This window comes from Sorangium sp. So ce363 (assembly GCF_051520435.1).
Taxonomy (GTDB): Bacteria; Myxococcota_A; Polyangia; order Polyangiales; family Polyangiaceae; genus Sorangium; species Sorangium cellulosum_B.
Genome location: NZ_CP150333.1, coordinates 4,896,173 through 4,916,394 on the forward strand (window position 1 = coordinate 4,896,173; position 20,222 = coordinate 4,916,394).

Here is a 20,222-nt window from a genome sequence, read left to right on the forward strand (position 1 = left end):
GTGGTGAGCGTCGTGCTCATGACAGGCTACGGCTCTCTGGCGGGATCCGCGCCGAGTGGTGCGAGATCGTTTCCATGTGGGCCAGGACCTCCGCCTGACCCCAGCGCTCGAGCGCGTCCATCTCCGCCGGGCCGAGCAGCCGCCGAATCGCACCCCAGGTGCGCTCGAACGCGGGCGCGGCCAGGCGCTGCGACAGCCCGGCGAGGGCGCTCAGGTCGGGGTCGTCGCGGCGGTACGCCGCGTAGGCCTCGGCGTCCCATCCTTCGAGCGGGAGCGCGTCCGCCTCGGCGATGCGCCGATCCAGCGCGTCCGCGGTCTCCGCCCACGCTCGGGCGATCTCGAAGAGCTTGGCGACCTTGCCGAGCGGCAGGCCGAAGCTCGCGACGCGGTCCTCCTTGCGGCGCGGTAGCCACGCGACGAGCACGTGCCACATCATCTGCCACTCCGGCTCCAGTCCGAGGAAGAACACGCGCTCCTCGATCCACGCGCGAAGCTGCGCCGCGGCCGCCGTGCCCTGGGTGCGATCCACGTCGGTGAGGAACGCCGCGATGTGCACCGCCATCATGCCGTCAAAGTCCCGCTCATCGTCCTCCAGCGCCTCGAGCTCGATCTCCGCCCGGAAGCAGCGACGTGCGGCCGTCTTCACCTCCTCGACGCCGTCGAGCCGGAGCCCGAGATCGGGCCAGAAGGGCGTTACCCTGTCCAGGCTGAGGAGCCGGATAGCGGTCCTGTAAGCGTAGAATACATCGAGGTTAGCGAGATCGAGGGTGGGGTTCATCGGCAGCGCAGCTCGGGGTGGTCTGGAGCGGCCAGCCTAGCGACGCCGGGGGTGAGCGGGTAGGTCGCCGTACGCACGACGGTGAGCCGAGAGCCACACGACAGGGACGGCCATGCACCAGGGCCTGCCGGGCCGCACCCGGGAGTGAGCGCGCCGATCCGCGCCTCGCGCTGGTCAACGTGAAGCGCGGCGTCGCGGCGGCGCTCGGCACGAAGGAGCAGGTGAAGGCCGTGCGCGAGCACCTGCCCAGGATCGCGGTCGACGAGCTCCTGGAGCTGCCGGACCTCGCGCGGGCGCTCCTGTTCGCCGCGCGCGAGGCGCTGCCCCGGGCGGTGGGCCCGAAGGAGATCGAGAAGGCGCTGAAGGAGATCGGCGGGCCGCGCGAGGATCTCCTGACCCAGGCGGAGCTCTTCGCCCGCCGCGGCCTCCTCGACAAGGAGCGTGTCGCGCAGATCCGGGCGGGCTCGGGGAAATACGATATAGCGCAGGATGGCATGGAGCTCGCGGCGCTGTTCACGCAGCACGCGGGCGCGCTCAAGGGGCTCCACCCGTTCACGAGGGAGGAGATCGAGAACCTCCGGCGGACGAGCGAGTGGCTGCTCGAGAACCTGACCCCGGCGGGAGCCCGGGTAGAGGTCAAGAAGAAGGACAAGAGCGCGGCCGAGGACACGAGAGATCGGCTGTGGACGCTGCTCCTGCGGCGGCACCCGGCGCTCCGGAAGGTGGGTTATTACTTCCACGGCGACGATTTCGAGTCGGTCACGCCGCGCCTGCTCTCGCGGGCCTCCCCGGCGCAAGCCGTCGAGGAGGCGCTGGAGGAGGAGCCGGAGGCGATCGCGGACGACGCGATCGGAGATGGAGAGGGTGAGGGCGAGGCGCCCTGAGCACCGCACCGCAACCCGCCTGAGCGCGAGCGACAAGGCGGGCGGCGTCCCGGGCGCGACCGATCAGAGCTGCCCATACTCACGGATCCGGTCGCGCTCTTCTCCCTTGTCTCCCTTGTCGGGCTCCAGATCGACGACGATCCCGAGGCGCGATTCGACGTAGGCCATCCAGAGGGTTCCATGCGGTGGAACGCTGGTCCAAGCGTTCATCTCCGATATCGACAAGAGCCCAGCGATGCTTCGTTCGAAGATTCTTATGTCTCGGAACCGTAATCCGCACGTGAGGCCGAGCTGGACGTTCAGGTTGCGGGAATAGACGTCTCCGCCGAGGAACAGGTCGACGTGCGTGGTCCGGACGAGGGTCGCCTGCGGCCTCATGGTCGTGGTGAACATGGGAAGAACGGCTCCGATCAATTGGTAGAGTTGAAAGCTCGTGGCCGCGCTCGCCCTGAACGGTCCGGCCTCGTACGTGGCGTGGATCCCCAGCTTCTTGTCTTCTATCGTCGACATGTTCTCCTTGCCCACTCCAACGCCGATGAAGTACCCGATGTTGAGCTCCTGGGTGGGGCTCGCGGTCTGCCCGAAGCTCACCATGACGGTATGGACAGCCCCCGGAGCTGTTCCGCCGCCGTAAGTGACTCCGAGTCTCACGAGATGGGGGAGCTTTGTATGAACGACACCGTTGACATGGAGGCCGTCCCAATGGAATTTCTCTGGGGGCCGTGGCTCTTTCGCCGATGCCAGAGCGGCGAGGGTGAACACTCCAAACCCTAACAGAGCGCGAAACAAGGGCTGCCCTTGCCTGCTCGAACGGCTAGTCGACGGCGCCCGCGACACGAACGGCGGCGTGAAATGTGTTCGCGTCATTCGGCCTGCATGCGGTCTACGCACGCTGGGTTCTTCACCAGTTCATCGATGTCGATGTCGCCGTAGTAGCTCTTGAACATGTAAGCGCTTTCCATTACGTGGATGCCGCGACGATCGCTCGTAACATCCGGCCGTGACGCGTCCTCGAAAGATCTTATTACGTCGGAGCAAGTTGAATACTGGTCTCGAGCCAGATCTCGAATGCTCAATATGGTTTCGCAGTCGATCGTGTCGCTGCCGAGTATGGCTTTGTACGCACCGAACAGTCCACTGAAGATCCTGCAGTCCATGGCTAGCACCTCTAGCTCGCTCGCTTGCGATTCGATTCTGCATTGCTCCGAGAGCTCTGGCACGGGTGAGGGTGCGCGTTTGCCTTCGTTGACGTGGAGATGTCCCTCTCTCTTCTGAGCATGGTGATCGCGACGCTGGAGGGCCGTCTCACAGCTGGCCAACCGCTTCCGGGTGACGCTCAGGGTCGACCGAAGATCGGGGTTGCTCTCGCCGGCGGCGTGCTGGCGTGCTTGAGGCTGTTCGTTGCTCTCAGCAGAGATTTTTCCTACATTGTATGCCGCCGCCAGCGCCGCGACCGCGATGGCCCCAAATCCAATCCATGTTGTAGGTTTCGGTGACGTTCCCATGTATCGATCGTTACGGGTTAAAGTCCTGGTGCGTGCGTGAGAATGGCGACCCTGGCCTGTCCGACCAGCGGGGCGATGGCTCCCGCGAGATGAGCGACGGCGTGACATGGGCTCGATTCATTGGGGCCGCATGCGGGCTATGCAATCTGGGTTCTTTACCAGCTTTTCAATGTAGCCGAGGTCGCCGTGTTCGCTCCTGGTCGCATAGGCGTCTTCCGCCGCGGCAATGGCGAGCGGGTCGCTCATGGCATCTTGGTAGGTGGCGCCCTCGCTGATTCTTATGATGGCGTCACAGAGGGCGGACTGTCCTTGGGCCATGGATAGAATGTCCAAGACGATTTCACAGTCGATCGTGCTGCTGCCCAGTATTGTCTTGTATGCGTCAAAATGTCTCCGAATGCTCCCGCAGTTCGCGGCCAGGAGATGCAGGTGCTTCACCTGCGACGCGACGATGCATCGCTCCGGTAGCGCTGGCTCAGGTGAAGGTGTGGGGTTGTCCTCGTCGGTGTGGAGCGTTTCCTCTCTCTTCTGAAGAAGCTGGTCGTGACGCTGGAGGGTCTTTTCGCAGCTGGCCAACCTCTTCTGGGCGACGCTCAGAGCTGATCGAAGATCGGGATCGTCCTCGCTGGCGGCATGCTGGTGCCGTTGAGGGCGGCTGCCGCTCTCTGCCGAGGTCCTTCCCAGATTGTATGCCGCCGCCAAGGCGGCGACCGCAATAATGCCTAATCCAATCCATGTTGTCGGCTTCGGTAATGTTCCCATGTGTCGAATGTTGCGGGGTGGCGATAGCGATCGTTGTTTGAAGGTCAGCTGGTAGGGCGAATGGGTCTCCAGTGTGGTACAGGCTAGTAGTAGCAGGGGTCCTTCTTGGTTGGCGTTATCCCAACTTTTTCAGGGGTAATGATTAGGCTGATGCCGCTGACGGGTTGTAGTAATTCGCGCCATTGGTTGCAATTCTTCGAATTTACCGTGTTTACGAATTGGTTCTGTAGCGGTGTTGTCCTAAAGCAGTAAATTAGCTGAGGGGATTGGTCTTCTGGTGCACACAGTGCTTGGCACTCGGGGGATGGATCCATGCACGTCGGCTTTGGTGTTTCGTCGAAGATCGTGCATCCGGGTTGGGATAGTACGGTGGCGGAAATGATCTGGGCGAGGCTGGGACGGATTGTCCTTGAACGACGTGCTGCGGTCATAGGCTCTTGCTCTCAGGGGTATCTGGTGGTGGCTCGCGTTTGTCTCAAGAAGCAGGCAGGAGGATACAGGAAAGGCTATCGTTCTTCGATGAATCCGTGGACATGGCCGCGGCCGGGCGTCGCGAGCGAGCGCGCCGAGCTCGCCAAGATACGCACGCGATGTCCAGGACGTCGGGAGCAAGCGATGACTCGCGCGGCCGGTCGCGTACAATATCGCTTCGCTTTCAGGGGATCGACGGGGGCCAATCGGTTCGCGCGGTCCATGCCGCGAACGCTCGCTGGCAGCGCGCCCATTCCCTGGCGCGCAGCCGCCTTTCGGACGTCCGGGCCTACGCCGCCAGGTAGCGGCTTCGGGCCAATGGACGCGGCATGCTCGCGGGGTCGATCATGGCGCCCTGGTCGCGGCCCTCCGCAACGAGGAGCGCGGAGAGCTCGCGGATCGGGTGGAACTGTTGCCGAGCGCGAGGCGATGATCGCCTGTTCTTCTTGCGGGCTTATGCCTGGCAGCAGAAGGTCGACGGCTCGGCCGGCAGCAACTCGCCGATCGGCTCGCCGCCGCTCGGGGCGCAGCCGCCGGGGTCCACGGCCACGACCTCCGCCGACTTGCTGCCGAGGGCGACGCCGGGCGGTGTGACCCCGCAGAACGGCGTCGTCGAGCTCACGACGTTGGACGCAAGCAGCTCCCCGCACGCGCCGTCGCTGTAGACGGAGGTCTTGATGTTGCACGACGCGCCCTCCGGCTCCCCGCAGCCGCACTCGGAGCAGGCGCGCGTGTCCTCGGCGCCGCCGTAGAAGACGTGCCTGTCCAGATAGGGCTCCTCGCACGTCACGTCGCCCTCGTGGAAGATGCACGTCAGGAAGCCGCCGGGCGGCGGGACCCCGGGCTGGTCCGGCGAGGGCATGCAGGTGCTCCGGTCGCCCAGGCACTCCGTGTAGGCGCCGGGCACGCAGGCGAGCGCCCGGGTCTGCCACGGATCGAGGAGCGCCGGCGGCGGCGGCTCGTCCACCCTGGGTGTGCATGCGCCGGTCACCGTCACTACCGGCGCCTTGATGGAGACCGACTTCACGCACGGATTCCCGCCGCAGTCCTGGCCCGCGGGGATCGCGTTCGCGGCGGTGCAGGCGCCGTCCCAGCCGTCAGGCGCGGCGAAGGCGGTCTCGACGGTGCCGGGGTCGCCAGCGCACGTCGTCGCCGTGTGCGCCGACCAGCCCAGCGGGAGCTGACACGAGGCGGTGGCCGCGTCAGGCGGATCGCACAAGCAGGCCGCGCAGGCGAGCGGTGCGGGCGCGAGATCGGCGAACCCCTCGTAGCCGATGTTCGGCGCGGCGGCTGGGCAGTCCGGCACCTGGTCCCGCGGGCCGAACCAGAGGAGCGCCGGGCCGAACCAGCCGAGCGGCGCCGGTGGGACGCAATCGCCGGCGCAGGCTGTCTCGTCGCCGCCGCCCGTCCCGCCGGCTCCACCGGTTCCGCCGCCGCCCCCACCATCGCCACCAGCCCCGCCGCCGCCTTCCTCGGGCCATGGGCAACCTGGGTTGCCGTACTCCTGAGGCTGACAGGGACCGTAGACGGTCGGATCTTCTCCAGAACAGCCAGGAAAGAAGAGGGATCCTACGAGCAGGAGGAAGCGGGTTCGCATGCCGGACAAGATACATAGAGATGGCCCGCGCTCACAACGGGCAGCTGTCACGAGAGATTCGATTGCACTGAGCATTATGGTTCCCTTTTGAAGATTCTCACGTCGTTGGCGAGAAGAGCCGGCCTCCGCGAGGTCCCTCAGTACGTCGCCGTGACACCGAGTCCGAGCGCCACGCCGACCGGAGGTGAGGACCACGTGGTGAATCCAGCGGTCTCGCGCCGCTGGCCCCCGCGTCGGAGCACCGCGTCGTCCACGATCGCGCTGGCCTCCGCGTATCCATGCGCGCTCCACCTGTCCGAGAGGGCCCAGGCGCTGCCAAGCCGCGCTCCAACGCTGAACAGATGGTCGTCGCGTACCGTCATGTCCCACGGATGCCGGGGGACGAACCGGATGAAGCCAAGGGTCGCGACCCCGCAGCCGAAGAGGTGGTGGCCGTGCAGGCAGCCCACACCAGCCGCCGTGAAGGCCCTGGTGCTGATGCTCATGTCTTTCACCTCCTGCGCCAGGGACACGAGCCCTCGCCCTTCCACGGCGACCGACCAGTCGGGCCGGCGAACGCCGATGGATAGGGTCATGCCCGCCGCAGCCCCCGGCGTGATCCCCAGGCCGAGGGTCGCCCCGAGCCCCGCCTCCAGCCGCCAGCGTCCTGTCGGCGCTGGCATCGCCTCATGCAGCGGTGGCTTCGACGCGGTTCGGCGCACCTGCGGAAGCGGCGGTGCAGGCGGCGGCGAGGGCTCGGAGGGCGGTGACGCCCGCTCCGGCGCGGTCAGGATCTGCGCCACGATCGCGAGGGCCACGCCGGAGAGCAGCTCCGCGCAGCCGCGCCGGGTGCTGAAGCCCTCGGCCCAGGCTGTCTCGCCCGCGCCCTCGCTCTCGCGCAGGGCCATCGAGGCCGTGAGCTCCGGCCCCTCCCGCGCGATGCTGACCGTGAGCACCCGCGGCGCGTCGTCCTCGAACGGATCGCCGCCGAGCCCTCGCGCCACCTCCGCGCGCAGGAGCGCCCCGTCGGCGCAGCCCTCGGCGCCGGGGCCTCGTACGACCTCCAGCCGCATCGCAGCCTGATCCAGATCCGGCGCGGCGTGCCCCTCCGCGACACAGAGCAGGACCATCGCCGCCGTGGCCGCCGCGCCGGCGGCGCGCGCCAGCCACCCCGCGCCCCCGCGCGGACCGATGGCGCACCGGGCCAGACGCGCGCCGAACCTCGGTCTGCCGCAGGGCCCGCTCATCGCGACGGCTCGCTCCCCGGCGCGCCCTGCTCCGGGGCGGCGACGCGCGCCAGGGCGACCGTGCGAAGCCGCTCCCGCACGTTCTTCAGCTGGCCCCCGGGGAACCGCTGCTCGTGCACGGCGATCTGCCGGAGCGCCCCGGCCGCATCACCGGCGGTGAGGCGCTCTCGCGCCGCGGTGAGCAGCCGCAGCTCCTCCACGAACGTGTCATCGCGCTCGCTGGCCTCGCTGGCCCGCGGCGCCGCCCGCGGAGCAGCAGGGCACGGGCGGTGCGGCGCCTCGGGCGCGGGGGCGACGGGCCCCGGCTCGGGCGCCTGCTGCGGCGGGGTCGCTGCGAGGCAGGCGCCGCCCGCGGGCAGCAGCTCGGGCAGCACCGGCCCGAAGCGGCGAGCCCAGAGGGCCGGCGGCGGCGCGAGGGCGAGCAGCACGGCGACCGTTCCGGCGACGCCCGCCGCAGCCGACCCGAGGGCGACGGCAATCCGTCCTGGCCTACGTGGCAGCGTCGAGGTGGCAGGCAAACGCGGCGGGGATGCCGGCGGAGCCGGCGGCGCAGGCGCTGTCGGCGGGGGTGCCAGCGGTCCGGGTGTCGCAGGCGGAGCAGGCGCCGGCAGCGGTGCGGCCAGCGCCGTGGTGCTCGCGCCGCCGTCGCGCGCCAGGAACTCCGACGCCAGCGGGAACGGGAGCCAGCACGCGCGCAGCGCCTCTCTCTGGTCCGGGCGGAGCCGCGCGACGGCGGCGCGGTAGTCCTCACGGGCCAGGCGCAGCCGGTTCGCGGCCGTGTTGTAGTTGATGCCGAGCTCGCGCGCGATCTCGACGATCGGCACCTCGCAGGCCTCGTGCAGGACGAGCAGGACCCGCCGCTCGGGGGCGATCGCGCTCAGCACGTCGATCGCGAGCTCCAGCCGCTCTCGCTCCACGACGCGCTGCTCGCTGCTCGGCGCGGGATCGACGGCCTGGCCGCGCGGCGCGGGGTGCAAGCCGTCCGGCACCTCGCGGCGGCGGTAGGCGCGTTCCAGGTGATGGCTGACCTTCCGCCACGCGATCCCGAAGAGCCATCGGGCTTCCGCGCTGCCGCGCGGGCGCCGGCCATCCCGCTGCGGTGGATCGCCGGCCGAGTCGGCCTCGCGCGGAGGCGGCGGCGAGGCGGAGGCGGGGTAGTCGGGATCGAACCGATCCAGGCTCTCGTACGCCGCAAGCAGGACGTCCTGGACCAGATCGTCGATGTCGGACGCGGCGACTCCCAGGAGCCGGAGCGAGCGCGGGAGCGTCTCAAGCGCTGCGGTGTGAACGGAATTCCAGGTAGCGGCGCGGGAGGCGTCGGCGGAAGAAACGTGGGTGCTCATACCCAGAATTGCGGGGAGCTCTTCGGGTCTGTTCGGGAAACGCACCGCCCGGCGCACGGGACGGAGGCGCTCCCGCGGCGAGCGTCGCGCTCACGACAGGCTGCGGCCCTCTGGCGGGATCCACGCCGAGTGGGGCGAGATCGTTTCCATGTGGGCCAGCACCTCGGCCTGACCCCAGCGCTCGAGCGCGTCCATCTCCGCCGGGCCGAGCAGCCGCCGGATCGCGCCCCAGGTGCGCTCGAACTCGAGCGCGGACAGGTGCTGCGATAGCGCGGTGAGGGGGCTCAGGTCGGAGTCGTCGCCTCGGTACGCCGCGTAGGCCTCGGCGTCCCATCCTTCCAGCGGGAGCGCCTCCGCCTCGGCGATGCGCCGATCCAGCGTGTCCTCGGTCTCCGCCCACGCTCGGGCGATCTGGAAGAGCTTGGCGATCTTGTCGAGCGGCAGGCCGAACCGCGCGACGCGGTGCTCCTTGCGGCGCGATAGCCACACGACGAGCACCTGCCACATGGTCCGCCAGTCCGGCAGCCGGTCGAGGACGAAGTAGCGCTCCTCGATCCACGCGCGGATCTGCGCCGCAGCCGCCGTGCCCTGGGAGCGCTCGACGTCGGCGAGGAACGCCGCGATGTGCACCGCGATCATGCCCTCGTAGTCCCGCTCCTCGTCGTCCAGCGCCTCGATCGCGATCTCCGCCCGGACGCAGCGGCGCGCGGCCGTCTTCACCGCCTCGACGTCATCGATGCGGAGCCCTAGATCGGGCCAGAAAGGCGCTGCCCTGTCCAGGCTGAGGAGCCGGACAGCGCTCGTGTAAGCGTAGGATGCATCGAGGTCGAGGAGATCGAGGGTGGGGTTCATCGGCAGCGCAGCCCGGGCTTGTCTGGAGCGGCCAGCGTAGCCGCGCCGGGGGTGAACCGGTAGGTCGCCCCGATCTCGGCGCGCCGGAGAGCGCCTCTCCGGCCGGAGCCGCTCTAGAATGCGGACATGCGATTCGAAGGCCCGCGCGCTCCGGGCACGCCGCTCGCCCTCGCTGAGGCCGCCTCGCGGAGGTCGTCGTGACGGAGTCCGCCCACCGGCCCGAGATCGAGCGCGCGCTCCGCTTCATCGCCGCGAACCTCGAGAGGCCCATCACGGTCGCGGACGTCGCGCGCGCGGCGCGCCTCAGCGAGTTCCATTTCCACCGGGTCTTCCACGCGGCGGTCGGCGAGCCGATCGGGCGGTTCATCACCCGGAGGCGGCTCGAGCAGTCGGCGCTGCGGCTCGCGTACGAGCCGGACCGCAGCATCATGGATGTGGCGCTCTCGTCCGGGTACTCGTCCGCCTCGAACTTCTCGAAGGCGTTTGCGGCGCACTTCGGCTGCAGCCCGTCGCAGGTGCGGAGCCCGGAGCGCGGCCTCCCCGTCGCGATCGGGAAGCTGACGTCGCTCTACGGAAAGGACTTTCGGCCGGAAGAGCTCTATACGCTCCCGCCCGAGCGCGGGGTCGACGAGCGGCGCCTCGAGGCGGCGGCGTGGAGCGCGCGGGTCCGCTTCGAGACCACGAGCGGGCTCGACTTCGCATGCCTCGCCAGCCCGGGCGGGTACGACGTCTCGGCCCTCGAGCGCCTCTGGTCGGACCTCATCGCTGCCGCCCGGCAGCTCGGGCTCTGCGAAGACGCCGTGGATGCCTGGGGTATACCGCACGACAGCCCGCAGATCACGGCCCCCGAGCTGTGCCGATACCACGCCTGCGTGCCCTGTCCTGAGGCCGTCCCGCTGCCGCCCCCGCTCTTCCGCGGCCGGATGAGCGAGGGCCGCTACGCCGTCTTCCGCTATGCCGGCGAGGTGTCCGGGATCCCAGAGGCGTATCGCAGCATCTATTCGTGCTGGTTCAGGGAGAGCAGCCTCGCGCCCGACGACTTCACCTCCCACGAGCACTACGTCACGGACGAGCCGAAGGACGGCCGCGTGGACCTCGAGCTCTGGTTCAAGGTGCGGCCGCGCCGCTGACCGCAGCAATCCACGAGAGCTCATCCGCAGCCCCGGAGATGCGACTCCGGTGCTCCCGGCCGCACGGCGTCTCGTGATCGGATGCCCCGGTCCACCCTGGAGACGCAGCGCTCCGAGATGGATCTCAATTGCTGGGGCGCATGACCGACCCGCAGGCGCCGGCCTCAACGCTGGACGCGATCCGTTGTCCATCGCACCAACATCATCACGTTGCGAGCTCGGCTTCCCAACCGCGATGCGCTTCTGATACAAGCCATCTTGTTGAGGGGGGACATATGGGAGGGAGACGATGGCGAACGAAATGGACGCCGCTTCGGGGCTGCTGCATACATTTCTTGCATCCTGTCCAGAGATGCTCTTCATCGCGGGAATCGATGGGGATGTGCTGCACTCGAGCGGCGCGCTCCGTCAGGCGCTGGGGGCCGGGATAGCGCATGGCAATTCGCTCACGGCGCTCGTCCATGCGGAGGATCGCGCCGACTTCGCCGCTGCGTGGATCCGGTTGAAGGAGCAGACAAAGCAGGTGCAGGTCGATGTGCGCCTGATGGACGCCCAGGGGGCGTACCGGCGCCTGACGTGCAACGCGCGCCGGGCGCCCGAAGGGGGCACGATCCACGGGTCGCTGCGGCAGGTCGACGCCAACCGCGAGAGCAGCCGGGCAGAGCCGAGCCTCAAGGAGCGGCTCCTCGACGGGCTGGCAGACAACCTCCAGGTCGTCATCTGGGCGATCGACACCGAGGGGACCATCATCTACCACGACGGCAAGGGGCTCGATGCCGCCGGGCTCGCGAGGGGCGAGCTCCTCGGGAAGAACCTGCTCGATCTCTATCCCGAGAGAGAGCGCGCCACCTTGCGGGCGGCGATCGCCGGCACGATGGCCCATGATCACACCACAGCGCACGGCGTCCACTGGGAGAGCTGGGCCGTCCCCGTGCGCAACAGGCGCGACGAGGTCGACGCGGTGCTCGGGTTCTCGCTCGACGTCACCGCGGTGAAGCGCACGCAGGACGAGCTGCGGGCCAGGCTCTCTCAGATCGAGAAGCAGCAGGAGGTGATTCGCAACCTCTCCACGCCGATCATCGAGGTATGGAACGGGGTGCTGACGCTCCCCATGATCGGCGTGGTCGACAGCGTGCGGACGGCCGAGGTGATGGATACGCTGCTCGCGCGCATCATGGAGAAACAAGCCCATTTCGCGATCCTCGATCTGACCGGGGTCGACATGGTGGACACGAAGGTGGCGAGCCATCTCATCGAGCTCGTGGCGGCGATCCGCCTGCTCGGCGCCGAAGGCATCGTCGCCGGCATCAAGCCGAACGTCGCGCAGACGATGGTCGCGCTGGGGCTCGATCTCTCGACGATCTCGACGCAACGCGATCTGCGGGCTGCCCTGAGCTACTGTATCCGGCGGATGGCGCCGCAGCCGCATCAGGAGAACCGCGCCAGTGTGACGGCGAGCTGACGGTTCCCGCGCGCGGCCCCGGCGCCGCTCGGGCTCGCTCCGGCGCCGGAGAGCGCCTCCGGCGCGACGCCGTCCCCCTCTTTCGGCGGATGTGCTCACCCGGAGGGTGCAGAAGCCCGAGAACGGAGCGATGATGCGCCCGGTTGTGACGGTTCAGCAGCGGGGCCGCGATCGGCCCTCGCATCGGGCTCACGGGGTGGGTGCGTGCACACGACAGCCGAAGATCGCGCAGAGACGCTTCACATCGATCCACGTCTCCTGATCGAGGCCCTGGACGACCCAGCGCTCGTCATCGACGCGCGGGGCGCCGTCCTGTGCAAGAACGAGCAGCTCGATCGTCTCCTCGGGGGGCTCGGGGCGCCGAGCCTGCCGCTGTCGCCGGAGGGCGATCGCGTGCTCCTGTCGCTGGCGCCCGCGGCCGCCGACGTCGCCCGGATCCAGGCGATCCTCTCGGGCGAGGTCGATCGAGCCGAGATCGACCTCCCGGACGAGGGCCGCGGCGCGCCGCGGTGGATGCTTCGCGGGCTCGCCTGCACGATCGGCGGCGGCCGCGGCGCGTTGCTCCGCCTCGTCGATGGGGGGGAGCGCTGGGTCCGGGAGCACCAGCGCCGGTGCGCGCAGGTGGTCGAGTCCATGCACCTCGGCTGCACCTTTCTCGCCCTCGATGCCCCGGAGGATGACCGGTCGCTCCGGTACGTCTACATGAACCGCGCCGCCGAGCGGATCGCCAGCAGGCCCACCGCGGCGATGCTCGGCCGGACGATGGACGAGAGCGTCCCCAGCCTCCGGCAGATCGGCATTCCTCAGCGCCTGGCGGAGCTGATCCGCACCGGCGAGACCGACGAGAGCGAGGTGGTCCTCCCCCAGGAAGTGGGCACGCGCGTCATGACGACGTGGTCCTTCCCCGTGGGAGATCAGTGCGTCGCCGTGGTCTACGACGACGTCACCGAGCGCAGGGCGACGGAGGCGTCGCTCGAGAGCGCGCGCCTCCTCCTCGACGGCATCGTCGAGCACCTCCCGCTCATGCTCTTCGTCAAGGATGCGGCGGAGCTCCGCTATGTGCGGGTGAACAGGAATTTCGAGGAGTTCCATGGCCACGCGCCAGGAGAGCTGATCGGCTTGCGCGCCAGCGACTTGTTGCCGCAGGCGCTGGCCGCGAAGATCGACGCCGAGAGCCGCGGCGTCCTCGCGGGGGGCGTGCCGGTCGAGGTCCCGGAGCTCCGCGTCCCCTCGAAGCGCTTTGGGGACCGCATCGGCCGCGCCCGGTTCATCCCCATGGAGGACGCCAAGGGCAAGGGCCGTTATCTCCTCGGGCTCATCGAGGACGTCACCGAGCGCAAGAGGATCGAGGACGCGCAGCGCCAGGAGTCGATCCTCCTGGAGACCCAGCGGCGGCTGATCGAGCTCATCCAGGAGCTCTCGACGCCGAGCATCCCCATCCACCCGGGCATCCTCGTCGTCCCGCTCGTGGGCCAGATGGACAGCTCGCGCGGCGCCCAGCTCGTGGAGTCGCTCGTCGCCGCGGTCGAGCGGCACCACGCCGAGTTCGTCATCATCGATATCACCGGCGTCACGTCGGTCGACAGCGCGGTGGCCCACCACCTGCTCCAGGCCACGCGCGCCGCGGGGCTCCTCGGGGCCGAGTGCAGCGTCGTCGGCGCCTCGCCCAGCATCGCCCGCACCGTGATCGAGCTCGGCATCGAGTTCGGCAAGCTCGCGACGCACCGGGACTTGCAAGCCGGGTTCCGGCACGCGCTGGCGCGGAAGGGGTATGTGATCAGCGCGCGCGCGGATCGAAAGGCCTGAGCGCGGCGGAGCCGTCCGCGCGCCGCGCGAGACGGCCGCTTGCGCTATCGCGCCGGCGTCACGAGCCTGGCGAGAACATGAGGGGATACACCACCGTGACGACGCCGCCCGCGGGCGCCGGAAACGTGAACTTCTCGAACTCGCGCAGGACACAGCTCACGACCGCGCGATCCGGCATGGGCGCGCTCGCGGCCGACGGCGGGGAGCTGGCCGGCGGCAGAGCGCCCTCGGTGACGGCGGCCACCTTGCCGTCCCTGCCGATGACGAAGCGCACAGCGATCCGGCCAGCGAGGTTGGGATCGCGGCGCAGCCCGTCTTCGTAGCATTTGCGCAGCCCACCGAACCGCGCGCGCACGGCCTGCTGGATCTCCGTGGGTGGCAGCCGGCCCGAGACTTCCATCGATAGCGCGCGAAACGAGGGCGGCGCTCCTTTCGGGCCGGTGAACCGGCCTTCGCGGGGGAGGGCTCCGAGCATGAGGATCTCCGGCTTCGAGCCGGGCGGTCGCTCCTTCCATTGCCGCGCGCGGGCGAGGGTGGTCGACACGACCTCCTTGACGTCCGCGAGGCTCGCTCCTGGCACGGCGCGCAGACCGATGCGGTCGAGGCAGGTCCGCGGCGCCTTCGCGCACGCGGCTTCGGCGAGCTCCGCGAGCGCGGCGGAGGCGCGCTCCCGCTGCGGGCCCACGACCTCGCGCTTCACGAGCGTCCGGACGAAGCCGCCGCCCTCCGAGGCGCTCGGCGGAGCGACGGTCAGCTCGAAGAGGCTCACCTCCACGTCACGTTCGCGGACATCGACGGCGATCTCGAGCCACGGCGGCTCCGAGGCGTCTTCACCGGGAGATCCGGGCACGGGCGCGCGGAAACGGAGCCCGCCCACGCCGGTGCGCAGCAGCGCCACGGGGTAGCCCGCGAAGGCCGCCGTGCGGGAGACGCTCTCGATGACGATCCAGGCGACCGCTTCGTCCGCCACGACGGCGATCTCGCCCTGCGCGGGCGCGCCGCGGTCGCTCTCGCGGGCGCGGCGCGCCTCCAGCTGCACGAACAGCTCATCGACCTTGGTCAACCGGCCGAGCTCGGCGATGCTCTTCGCGTCGCCGACGAGCCGGCCGTCCAGGAGGATCTGGTGGCCTCGGATCTCGACCTCCGGCGGCGAGGCTGCGTCGGGCGGCTCGTCCGGAGCGACGGGCGGCGCCGCGGGCGCCACGGTCACGGCGATCGGACGCTCGGTCGACGCGCGCGCGCGCGGGGGCGCAGGCGCGGCGCACGCGCAGAGCGACGCTGCCAGCAGGACGACGGGGCACCAGGTCGGGTGAGACATCGAGGGGTTCTCCATGGTCGCGACGCTCGACTGCCGCGAACCGAGGAGGGGAGCAACCATGTTCAGGCGAGCGCGAAACGAGGCTGGCGATGCGGTGAGGGCCTGACTCTTCCGCTCGTGCCCCTTGCGATCCGGCCGGTCCGCACCAGAGCCTCCGGACACCGCTCATGCCTGAAGGCGACACCCTCTTCCGCATCGCCGCCGCCCTCGGCCCCGCGCTCACGGGCGCGCCCGTCGTCGCGCTGGAGCTGCCCCGGAGCGACCAGCCGTGCCGTCGGCTCGTCGGCCGCCGCGTCGAGCGCGTGGAGGCGCGCGGCAAGAATCTGCTGATCTTCTTCGACGAGGGGACCGTGCTCCACACACACCTGCGCATGAGCGGGGCCTGGCACCTCTACCGCGAGGGCGAGCGCTGGAGGCGGTCCGAGGCGACGGCGTCGGCCATCCTCGCGGTCCCGGGCTACGTCGCCGTCTGCTTCCGCGCGCCCGTCGCGCGCCTGCTCCGCGCGAGCGCCTTGCGCGGCGATCGCCTCCTCGGCGGCCTCGGTCCGGATCTGCTCGGCGACGCCTTCGACGCCACCGAGGCGCTCCGCCGCCTGCGCGCCCTCGACGAGGTGCCGCTCGGCGTCGCCGTCATGGACCAGCGCGTCGTCGCCGGCATCGGCAACATCTACAAGAGCGAGCTCCTCTTCCGGACGCGGCTCGACCCCTTCGCCCCGGTCCGGGTGTACTCCGACGAGGAGCTCTCCGCGATGCTCGACGTCGGCCGCCGCCTCCTTCAAGCCAACGTCGAGCCGCGAAACGCAGCCAGCGCGTACCGTGGGCCGACCGCACATTACATGACCACTCGCACGACGCGCGCCGGCGGAGACCGCAGGAGGCCAGTCAGCGTGTACGGCCGCGAGGGGTACGCCTGCTACGACTGCGGCGCCGCGATCGAGATGCGCCGGCAGGGGACGATGATGCGGTCGACCTACTTCTGTCCCCGTTGCCAGCCGACCCGCGCCGCGCCGCCGCCGGCCGGGCCTGCTCCGTCCGTGCCGTGACCTCGGCCGCCGGCGGGCCGCGCTGCGGCGCGTGCGCGAACGCCAGCACCCCCGGCGATCGCGCGGCGCGCGCAACCGTGCTGCCTGGCAGACCTTTCCGGCGCTCCGATCGTACGATCCGCTCCATGCGCCTCACCCTGCTCCTGCTCCTCGCGCTCGCGCCCGGGTGCAGCCACGCCCTGGACGAGCCCATCACCCCGGACGACGCCGGGAGCGCAACGCCCCCGCCGGCCCCCGTCTCCTCCTCCTCGGCGAATGCGCCGGGCTCGCCGCCCGAGACGGGCACCGCCGAGGCCGAGATCGACCCCCGCCTCGCCCCGCTCATCGCCGCCGCCTTTCGCGACTACAAGCCCTGGGGGCGCGTCGACGACGAGCTCCGCTGGGCGCCCTGGCTGTGCCGGATGCCGCTGCCCGGCCGCGTCCGCATGAGCGCCGCCGAGGACGGCGGCCACGCCCGCAAGCTCTACTCGGTGTTCGCCAAGCACCGCGATCGCTATCCGCTCGTCGACGGACAGGCGCCCGTCGCCCAGCCGGTCGGGCAGGTCCTGGTCAAGGAGAGCTTTGTCCCAGAGCTGGTGGACGACGGCGCGGCGGCCGCCCTCCCGGGCGCCGGCGCCACCCCGCCGGACGCCGCGGATCACTTCGATCCGATCCTGCGCGACGGCGATCGCGTCTACCGCGCGTCGCGCCTCGCCGGCGCCTACGTGGTGCTCAAGGTCGCGCCGGACACCCCCGGCACCGACGCGGGCTGGGTCTACGGCACGGTCACGACCGCGGGCCAGGTGACCTCCGCCGGCCGGGTCGCCTCGTGCATGGGTTGCCACGTGAGCGCCCGTCACGAGCGCGTCTTCGGGCTCGCGCCGGCGCCGTCCGCGGCGCCCTGACGGGCTCGGGGGCGGCGCTCTGCCGCTCTTGTGCCTCCGCCGGCATCTTGGACTACGCTGGCGCCCGGAGCCCTGGCACCTATGTCGAACCTCGTCCGCAGTCCTGCCTCCCTTCTTGCTCCCTTCGCCCGCGGTGCTGTCTCCCTTCTTTCTCCAGCGAAGACGCTCCGGGATCTCGTGCGCAACAGCGACCCGGACGTGCCGCTTCCGAACGACGATCCACGCTGGCAGGACTTCTCGTTGGCGCGCGGCGATCAGTCCATGGTGGCGCTGGAAAAAGAGCTCACATGGCGACCCGAAGGCCAGTTTGTTCACGCCACCTTCGTGAGTCACCGTGGAGCGGGCAAGAGCACCGAGATCCTCCGGCTGACCGAACGGTTGAGCAACGAGTACGAGCCGGTGTACATCGAGGCGACCGTCGAGATGGATCCGTTTCGTATCGAGGCGGAGGATCTGCTGCTCAACATGGCGCTGGCGGTCGAGCAGAGAATGCGCGAGCGGGGGACACCGCTGCCGGCGGACCTGCTTAAGCGCGTGACGGGATGGTTCGATGAGGTCGTCCGCACGACCAAGTGGGCGCAGAACTACAACGCCGAAGCTGCGGCTGGGGTGGAGCTCAAGGCGGAGCTGCCGTTCATCGGCAGCCTCTTCGGCTCCCTGAAGGCGCTGTTCAAGCAGGAAAGCGAATATCGTACGGAGGTCAAGCAGGTGCTGCGCAAGTATCCCGGCACCCTGCTGCAGAGTGTGAACGAGCTGCTCGACGCAGCGCGCGGGCTCCTCGGTGAGCGCGATCTCCTGGTGATCATTGACAATCTGGACCGCTATGAGCCCGAGGTCATCGATCGGCTCCTCGTGCAGGGCGCGGACAGGATGCGTGAGCTCCGCACGAACCTCCTGCTGACGCCGCCGATCAGCCTCCTGCTCCAGCCGAAGTCGGCCCAGCTCGACACGCTGTACAGCTGCCACGTGCTCTACACGGTGCGCTTGCGACGGCAGGACCAGGAGTACGACGCCTTCGAAGGTCCCGGCCGGGATCTGATGGAACAGGCTCTCTCGCTCCGGATGGATCTCGACACGGTGATCCCGGAGCAGGAGGCTCGCGACCGCCTGATCGCAGCCAGCGGTGGGGCGGTGCGGGAGCTGCTCGATCTCGTCAGCCAGTCTGCGTACATGGCGAACGGCGCGGTCATCGCCAGGGCGGACGTCGAGCGGGCAGTGGCGCTGCGGAGGCAGCGGATGCGCGATCTCATCAACGCGAATGGCTGGCTCGACGCGCTTGTAAAGCTCGCCCGAGACAAGCAGATTTTCCCTGACAAAGCGTGCATGGACGTGCTCTTCCACCGGCTCGCGTTCAAGTACAACGGCGATGGCTGGTACGACGTCCACCCGCTCGTGGCCGAGATCCCGGAGTTCGTGAATGCGCGGGACGACATCCTCCGCCGCTAGCGCAGCAGAGCGGCCCGCCGCGCCGAGCGGTGAAGCGGCGCCCGAAGAGTCCGGCGACTTGGAGCGCATCCTCGGACCGGAGCGCGGGGCCGCCTACCGGCGCTTTCTCGACTGGTCTGTCGGAGGAGGTTTCATGCTCACCGTCGTGGAGGTCAGGCGGCCTGTGCAGCGCGAGGCGCTCGCCGCAGCGACGAGCGCGGCGGTGCCGAAGCTGTGCGTCGCGAGGCTCACTTCCGTCGGTGCTCGGCCGATCCGCACCTTTCTCGAGGAGGCGTGCCCATCTCCTGAGGAGACCTCGGTGCTCATGCTCACGCATCTCGAGGAGTCGGACGATGCCGCCAGGATCTGCGCCGCGCTCAACGTGCACCGGGACGAGCTCGCGCGACGGTTCGCGCTGCCCTGGGTCGTCGTGGTCCACCCCGCGGCGGCGCTGGCGCTGCAGCGGGATGCGCCCGACTTCTGCGACTTCGCCGGGCTCTGGCTCCCCGAGGAGCCAGGGGAGGCGATGAATCCGATCTTGGATCAAGCGATCCTCTCACCGACTGCGTCGTTCGTCGCACCGCACCATCTCGGCGCAGATACGACGAGGATACCGAAGGATCTGCTGTCGCTCGCGCACGAGGCCGCTGTCTCCGGCCATGTCGACCAAGCGGCCGACTTGCTCGCACAATATGACATGAAGCACCCAGACGCCCGAGTCCACGATGCCCGACGCGTGCACGTGGATGGGGTGCTGCTGGTGGTACGCGGAGAGCTCACCCAAGCGCTCGCGCGTTTCGACGCGGCGCTGAAGCTCTGCGAAGCGACCAACGATGCCACCATGGGCGCTGTACTCCTCAACGAAGTCGCGCAGGTCTATATCCTCCAAGGCGATCTGGCCACCGCGCGTCGCTTCGTGCAAGGCGCACTGGGGCTCTTCGAGAAGCTTGGAAACCAGGGTGGCCGTGCGGCATCCTTGCAACAGCTATCAAGTATCGAGGGGGGCCTTGGCGACAACGCGAAAGCGCAAGAGCTGGCAAGAGAATCGTTGCAGCTCATCGAGGAGCTCGGAGATCAGGTGGGACGGGCCGTCTCGCTGCTCGAGCTGTCGTTCATCGAGGACCGCATGGGTAACCACGCGAAAGCGCAAGAGCTGGCTCGCGAGTCGCTCGCGCTCGGCGACAAATTCGGGGATCTGATCGTTCGATTCGCCTCGTTGCATCGGCTCGCGACGCTCGCGATTCGACAGGGCAACCATTCCGAGGCGCGGGAGCTGCTGGATGAATCGCTGAAGCTCAGCGAGAAAATGGGAAGCGCGACGTGCCGATTGGCGGTGCTTCGCGAGCTCGGCAACATCTTGTGCCTTGAGGGCAACTTTGTAGAAGCGCGAGAACTATGGCGCGAGTCTCTGAAGATCAGTGAAGAGCTCGGAGTCAAGAATACCCGAGCGATATCACTTATGATGCTTGGCATAGTGGAAGCCGTACAAGGGCAAGCCGAGCACGGCTTGGCGCTCGTGCGCGAGGGGATTGGCGTCCTTGAAGAGATCAATGCCACGGCGGCTGCCAAGCTGAAGGAGGCTCTGCACGGGCTGGAGACCATTTCGTCAGCGGACTTGTCCAACGGTTAGCGACAGCGCGCGCAGGAGGCCCGCCTCCGGCCACAGGCCCTGCTGCGCGAGGCCCCTTCTCCATGGAGATCTCGGCAGGTCACGGTGGTGGGTGTTTGCCCCGCGG

17 protein-coding genes are annotated in these 20,222 nt (G+C 69.2%); 8 read left to right on the top strand and 9 right to left on the bottom strand.

Annotated features, from left to right (window positions below; genetic code table 11):
* Positions 1-16 precede the first annotated feature (16 nt).
* The gene (locus WMF12_RS18585; protein WP_437872900.1) at positions 17-778 is read right to left on the bottom strand and encodes a hypothetical protein; all 762 of its coding nucleotides are present in this window, start codon (positions 776-778) and stop codon (positions 17-19) included.
* Between the two features lie 179 nt (positions 779-957).
* On the opposite strand from WMF12_RS18585, the gene WMF12_RS18590 reads away from it, so the two are divergent.
* Positions 958-1,662, top strand: coding sequence for a hypothetical protein (locus tag WMF12_RS18590; protein ID WP_437872901.1), 705 nt, complete (start codon positions 958-960; stop codon positions 1,660-1,662).
* A gap of 63 nt (positions 1,663-1,725) precedes the next feature.
* Here WMF12_RS18590 and WMF12_RS18595 read toward each other — a convergent pair whose 3' ends face one another.
* The 7 genes from WMF12_RS18595 to WMF12_RS18625 form a co-directional block, all read right to left on the bottom strand.
* Positions 1,726-2,424 (bottom strand): hypothetical protein, encoded by a 699-nt coding sequence (locus WMF12_RS18595; RefSeq protein WP_437872902.1) that lies wholly within the window; start codon positions 2,422-2,424, stop codon positions 1,726-1,728.
* A gap of 101 nt (positions 2,425-2,525) precedes the next feature.
* Positions 2,526-3,167, bottom strand: coding sequence for a hypothetical protein (locus WMF12_RS18600; RefSeq protein WP_437872903.1), 642 nt, complete (start codon positions 3,165-3,167; stop codon positions 2,526-2,528).
* Between the two features lie 117 nt (positions 3,168-3,284).
* On the bottom strand, positions 3,285-3,929 hold the full coding sequence (locus tag WMF12_RS18605; protein ID WP_437872904.1) for a hypothetical protein: 645 nt from the start codon (positions 3,927-3,929) through the stop codon (positions 3,285-3,287).
* A 925-nt stretch (positions 3,930-4,854) separates the two neighbouring features.
* Positions 4,855-5,997 carry a hypothetical protein gene (locus WMF12_RS18610; protein WP_437872905.1) on the bottom strand — a complete coding sequence of 381 codons (1,143 nt, stop codon included), beginning with the start codon at positions 5,995-5,997 and terminating at the stop codon, positions 4,855-4,857.
* Between the two features lie 137 nt (positions 5,998-6,134).
* Positions 6,135-7,223 (bottom strand): hypothetical protein, encoded by a 1,089-nt coding sequence (locus WMF12_RS18615; RefSeq protein WP_437872906.1) that lies wholly within the window; start codon positions 7,221-7,223, stop codon positions 6,135-6,137.
* Positions 7,220-8,566: an RNA polymerase sigma factor gene (locus tag WMF12_RS18620; protein ID WP_437872908.1), complete on the bottom strand. Its 1,347-nt coding sequence runs from the start codon at positions 8,564-8,566 to the stop codon at positions 7,220-7,222. The genes WMF12_RS18615 and WMF12_RS18620 overlap by 4 nt, the downstream gene beginning before the upstream one ends.
* A gap of 90 nt (positions 8,567-8,656) precedes the next feature.
* Complete coding sequence (locus WMF12_RS18625) at positions 8,657-9,418, bottom strand: hypothetical protein (RefSeq protein ID WP_437872909.1); 762 nt, start codon at positions 9,416-9,418, stop codon at positions 8,657-8,659.
* A gap of 197 nt (positions 9,419-9,615) precedes the next feature.
* On the opposite strand from WMF12_RS18625, the gene WMF12_RS18630 reads away from it, so the two are divergent.
* The 3 genes from WMF12_RS18630 to WMF12_RS18640 all read left to right on the top strand — a co-directional run bounded on the left by WMF12_RS18630 (position 9,616) and on the right by WMF12_RS18640 (position 13,816).
* Positions 9,616-10,548 (top strand): AraC family transcriptional regulator, encoded by a 933-nt coding sequence (locus WMF12_RS18630; protein WP_437872910.1) that lies wholly within the window; start codon positions 9,616-9,618, stop codon positions 10,546-10,548.
* Between the two features lie 289 nt (positions 10,549-10,837).
* Positions 10,838-12,010 carry a PAS domain-containing protein gene (locus tag WMF12_RS18635; RefSeq protein WP_437872911.1) on the top strand — a complete coding sequence of 391 codons (1,173 nt, stop codon included), beginning with the start codon at positions 10,838-10,840 and terminating at the stop codon, positions 12,008-12,010.
* Positions 12,011-12,214: 204 nt separating this feature from the next.
* Positions 12,215-13,816: a PAS domain-containing protein gene (locus WMF12_RS18640; protein ID WP_437872913.1), complete on the top strand. Its 1,602-nt coding sequence runs from the start codon at positions 12,215-12,217 to the stop codon at positions 13,814-13,816.
* Positions 13,817-13,874: 58 nt separating this feature from the next.
* On the opposite strand, the gene WMF12_RS18645 is transcribed toward WMF12_RS18640, so the two are convergent.
* Positions 13,875-15,134 carry an AgmX/PglI C-terminal domain-containing protein gene (locus tag WMF12_RS18645; protein ID WP_437872914.1) on the bottom strand — a complete coding sequence of 420 codons (1,260 nt, stop codon included), beginning with the start codon at positions 15,132-15,134 and terminating at the stop codon, positions 13,875-13,877.
* Between the two features lie 167 nt (positions 15,135-15,301).
* Here WMF12_RS18645 and WMF12_RS18650 point away from each other — a divergent pair, with 167 nt between their 5' ends.
* The 4 genes from WMF12_RS18650 (at position 15,302) to WMF12_RS18665 (ending at position 20,116) form a co-directional block, all read left to right on the top strand.
* Positions 15,302-16,177, top strand: a complete 876-nt coding sequence (locus WMF12_RS18650; RefSeq protein WP_437872916.1) for a DNA-formamidopyrimidine glycosylase family protein — start codon at positions 15,302-15,304, stop codon at positions 16,175-16,177.
* Between the two features lie 125 nt (positions 16,178-16,302).
* The gene (locus tag WMF12_RS18655; RefSeq protein WP_437872917.1) at positions 16,303-17,061 is read left to right on the top strand and encodes a hypothetical protein; all 759 of its coding nucleotides are present in this window, start codon (positions 16,303-16,305) and stop codon (positions 17,059-17,061) included.
* Positions 17,062-17,142: 81 nt separating this feature from the next.
* The gene (locus tag WMF12_RS18660; RefSeq protein ID WP_437872918.1) at positions 17,143-18,507 is read left to right on the top strand and encodes a hypothetical protein; all 1,365 of its coding nucleotides are present in this window, start codon (positions 17,143-17,145) and stop codon (positions 18,505-18,507) included.
* Positions 18,508-18,565: 58 nt separating this feature from the next.
* The gene (locus WMF12_RS18665) at positions 18,566-20,116 is read left to right on the top strand and encodes a tetratricopeptide repeat protein (RefSeq protein WP_437872921.1); all 1,551 of its coding nucleotides are present in this window, start codon (positions 18,566-18,568) and stop codon (positions 20,114-20,116) included.
* The last annotated feature ends 106 nt before the right edge of the window (positions 20,117-20,222 follow it).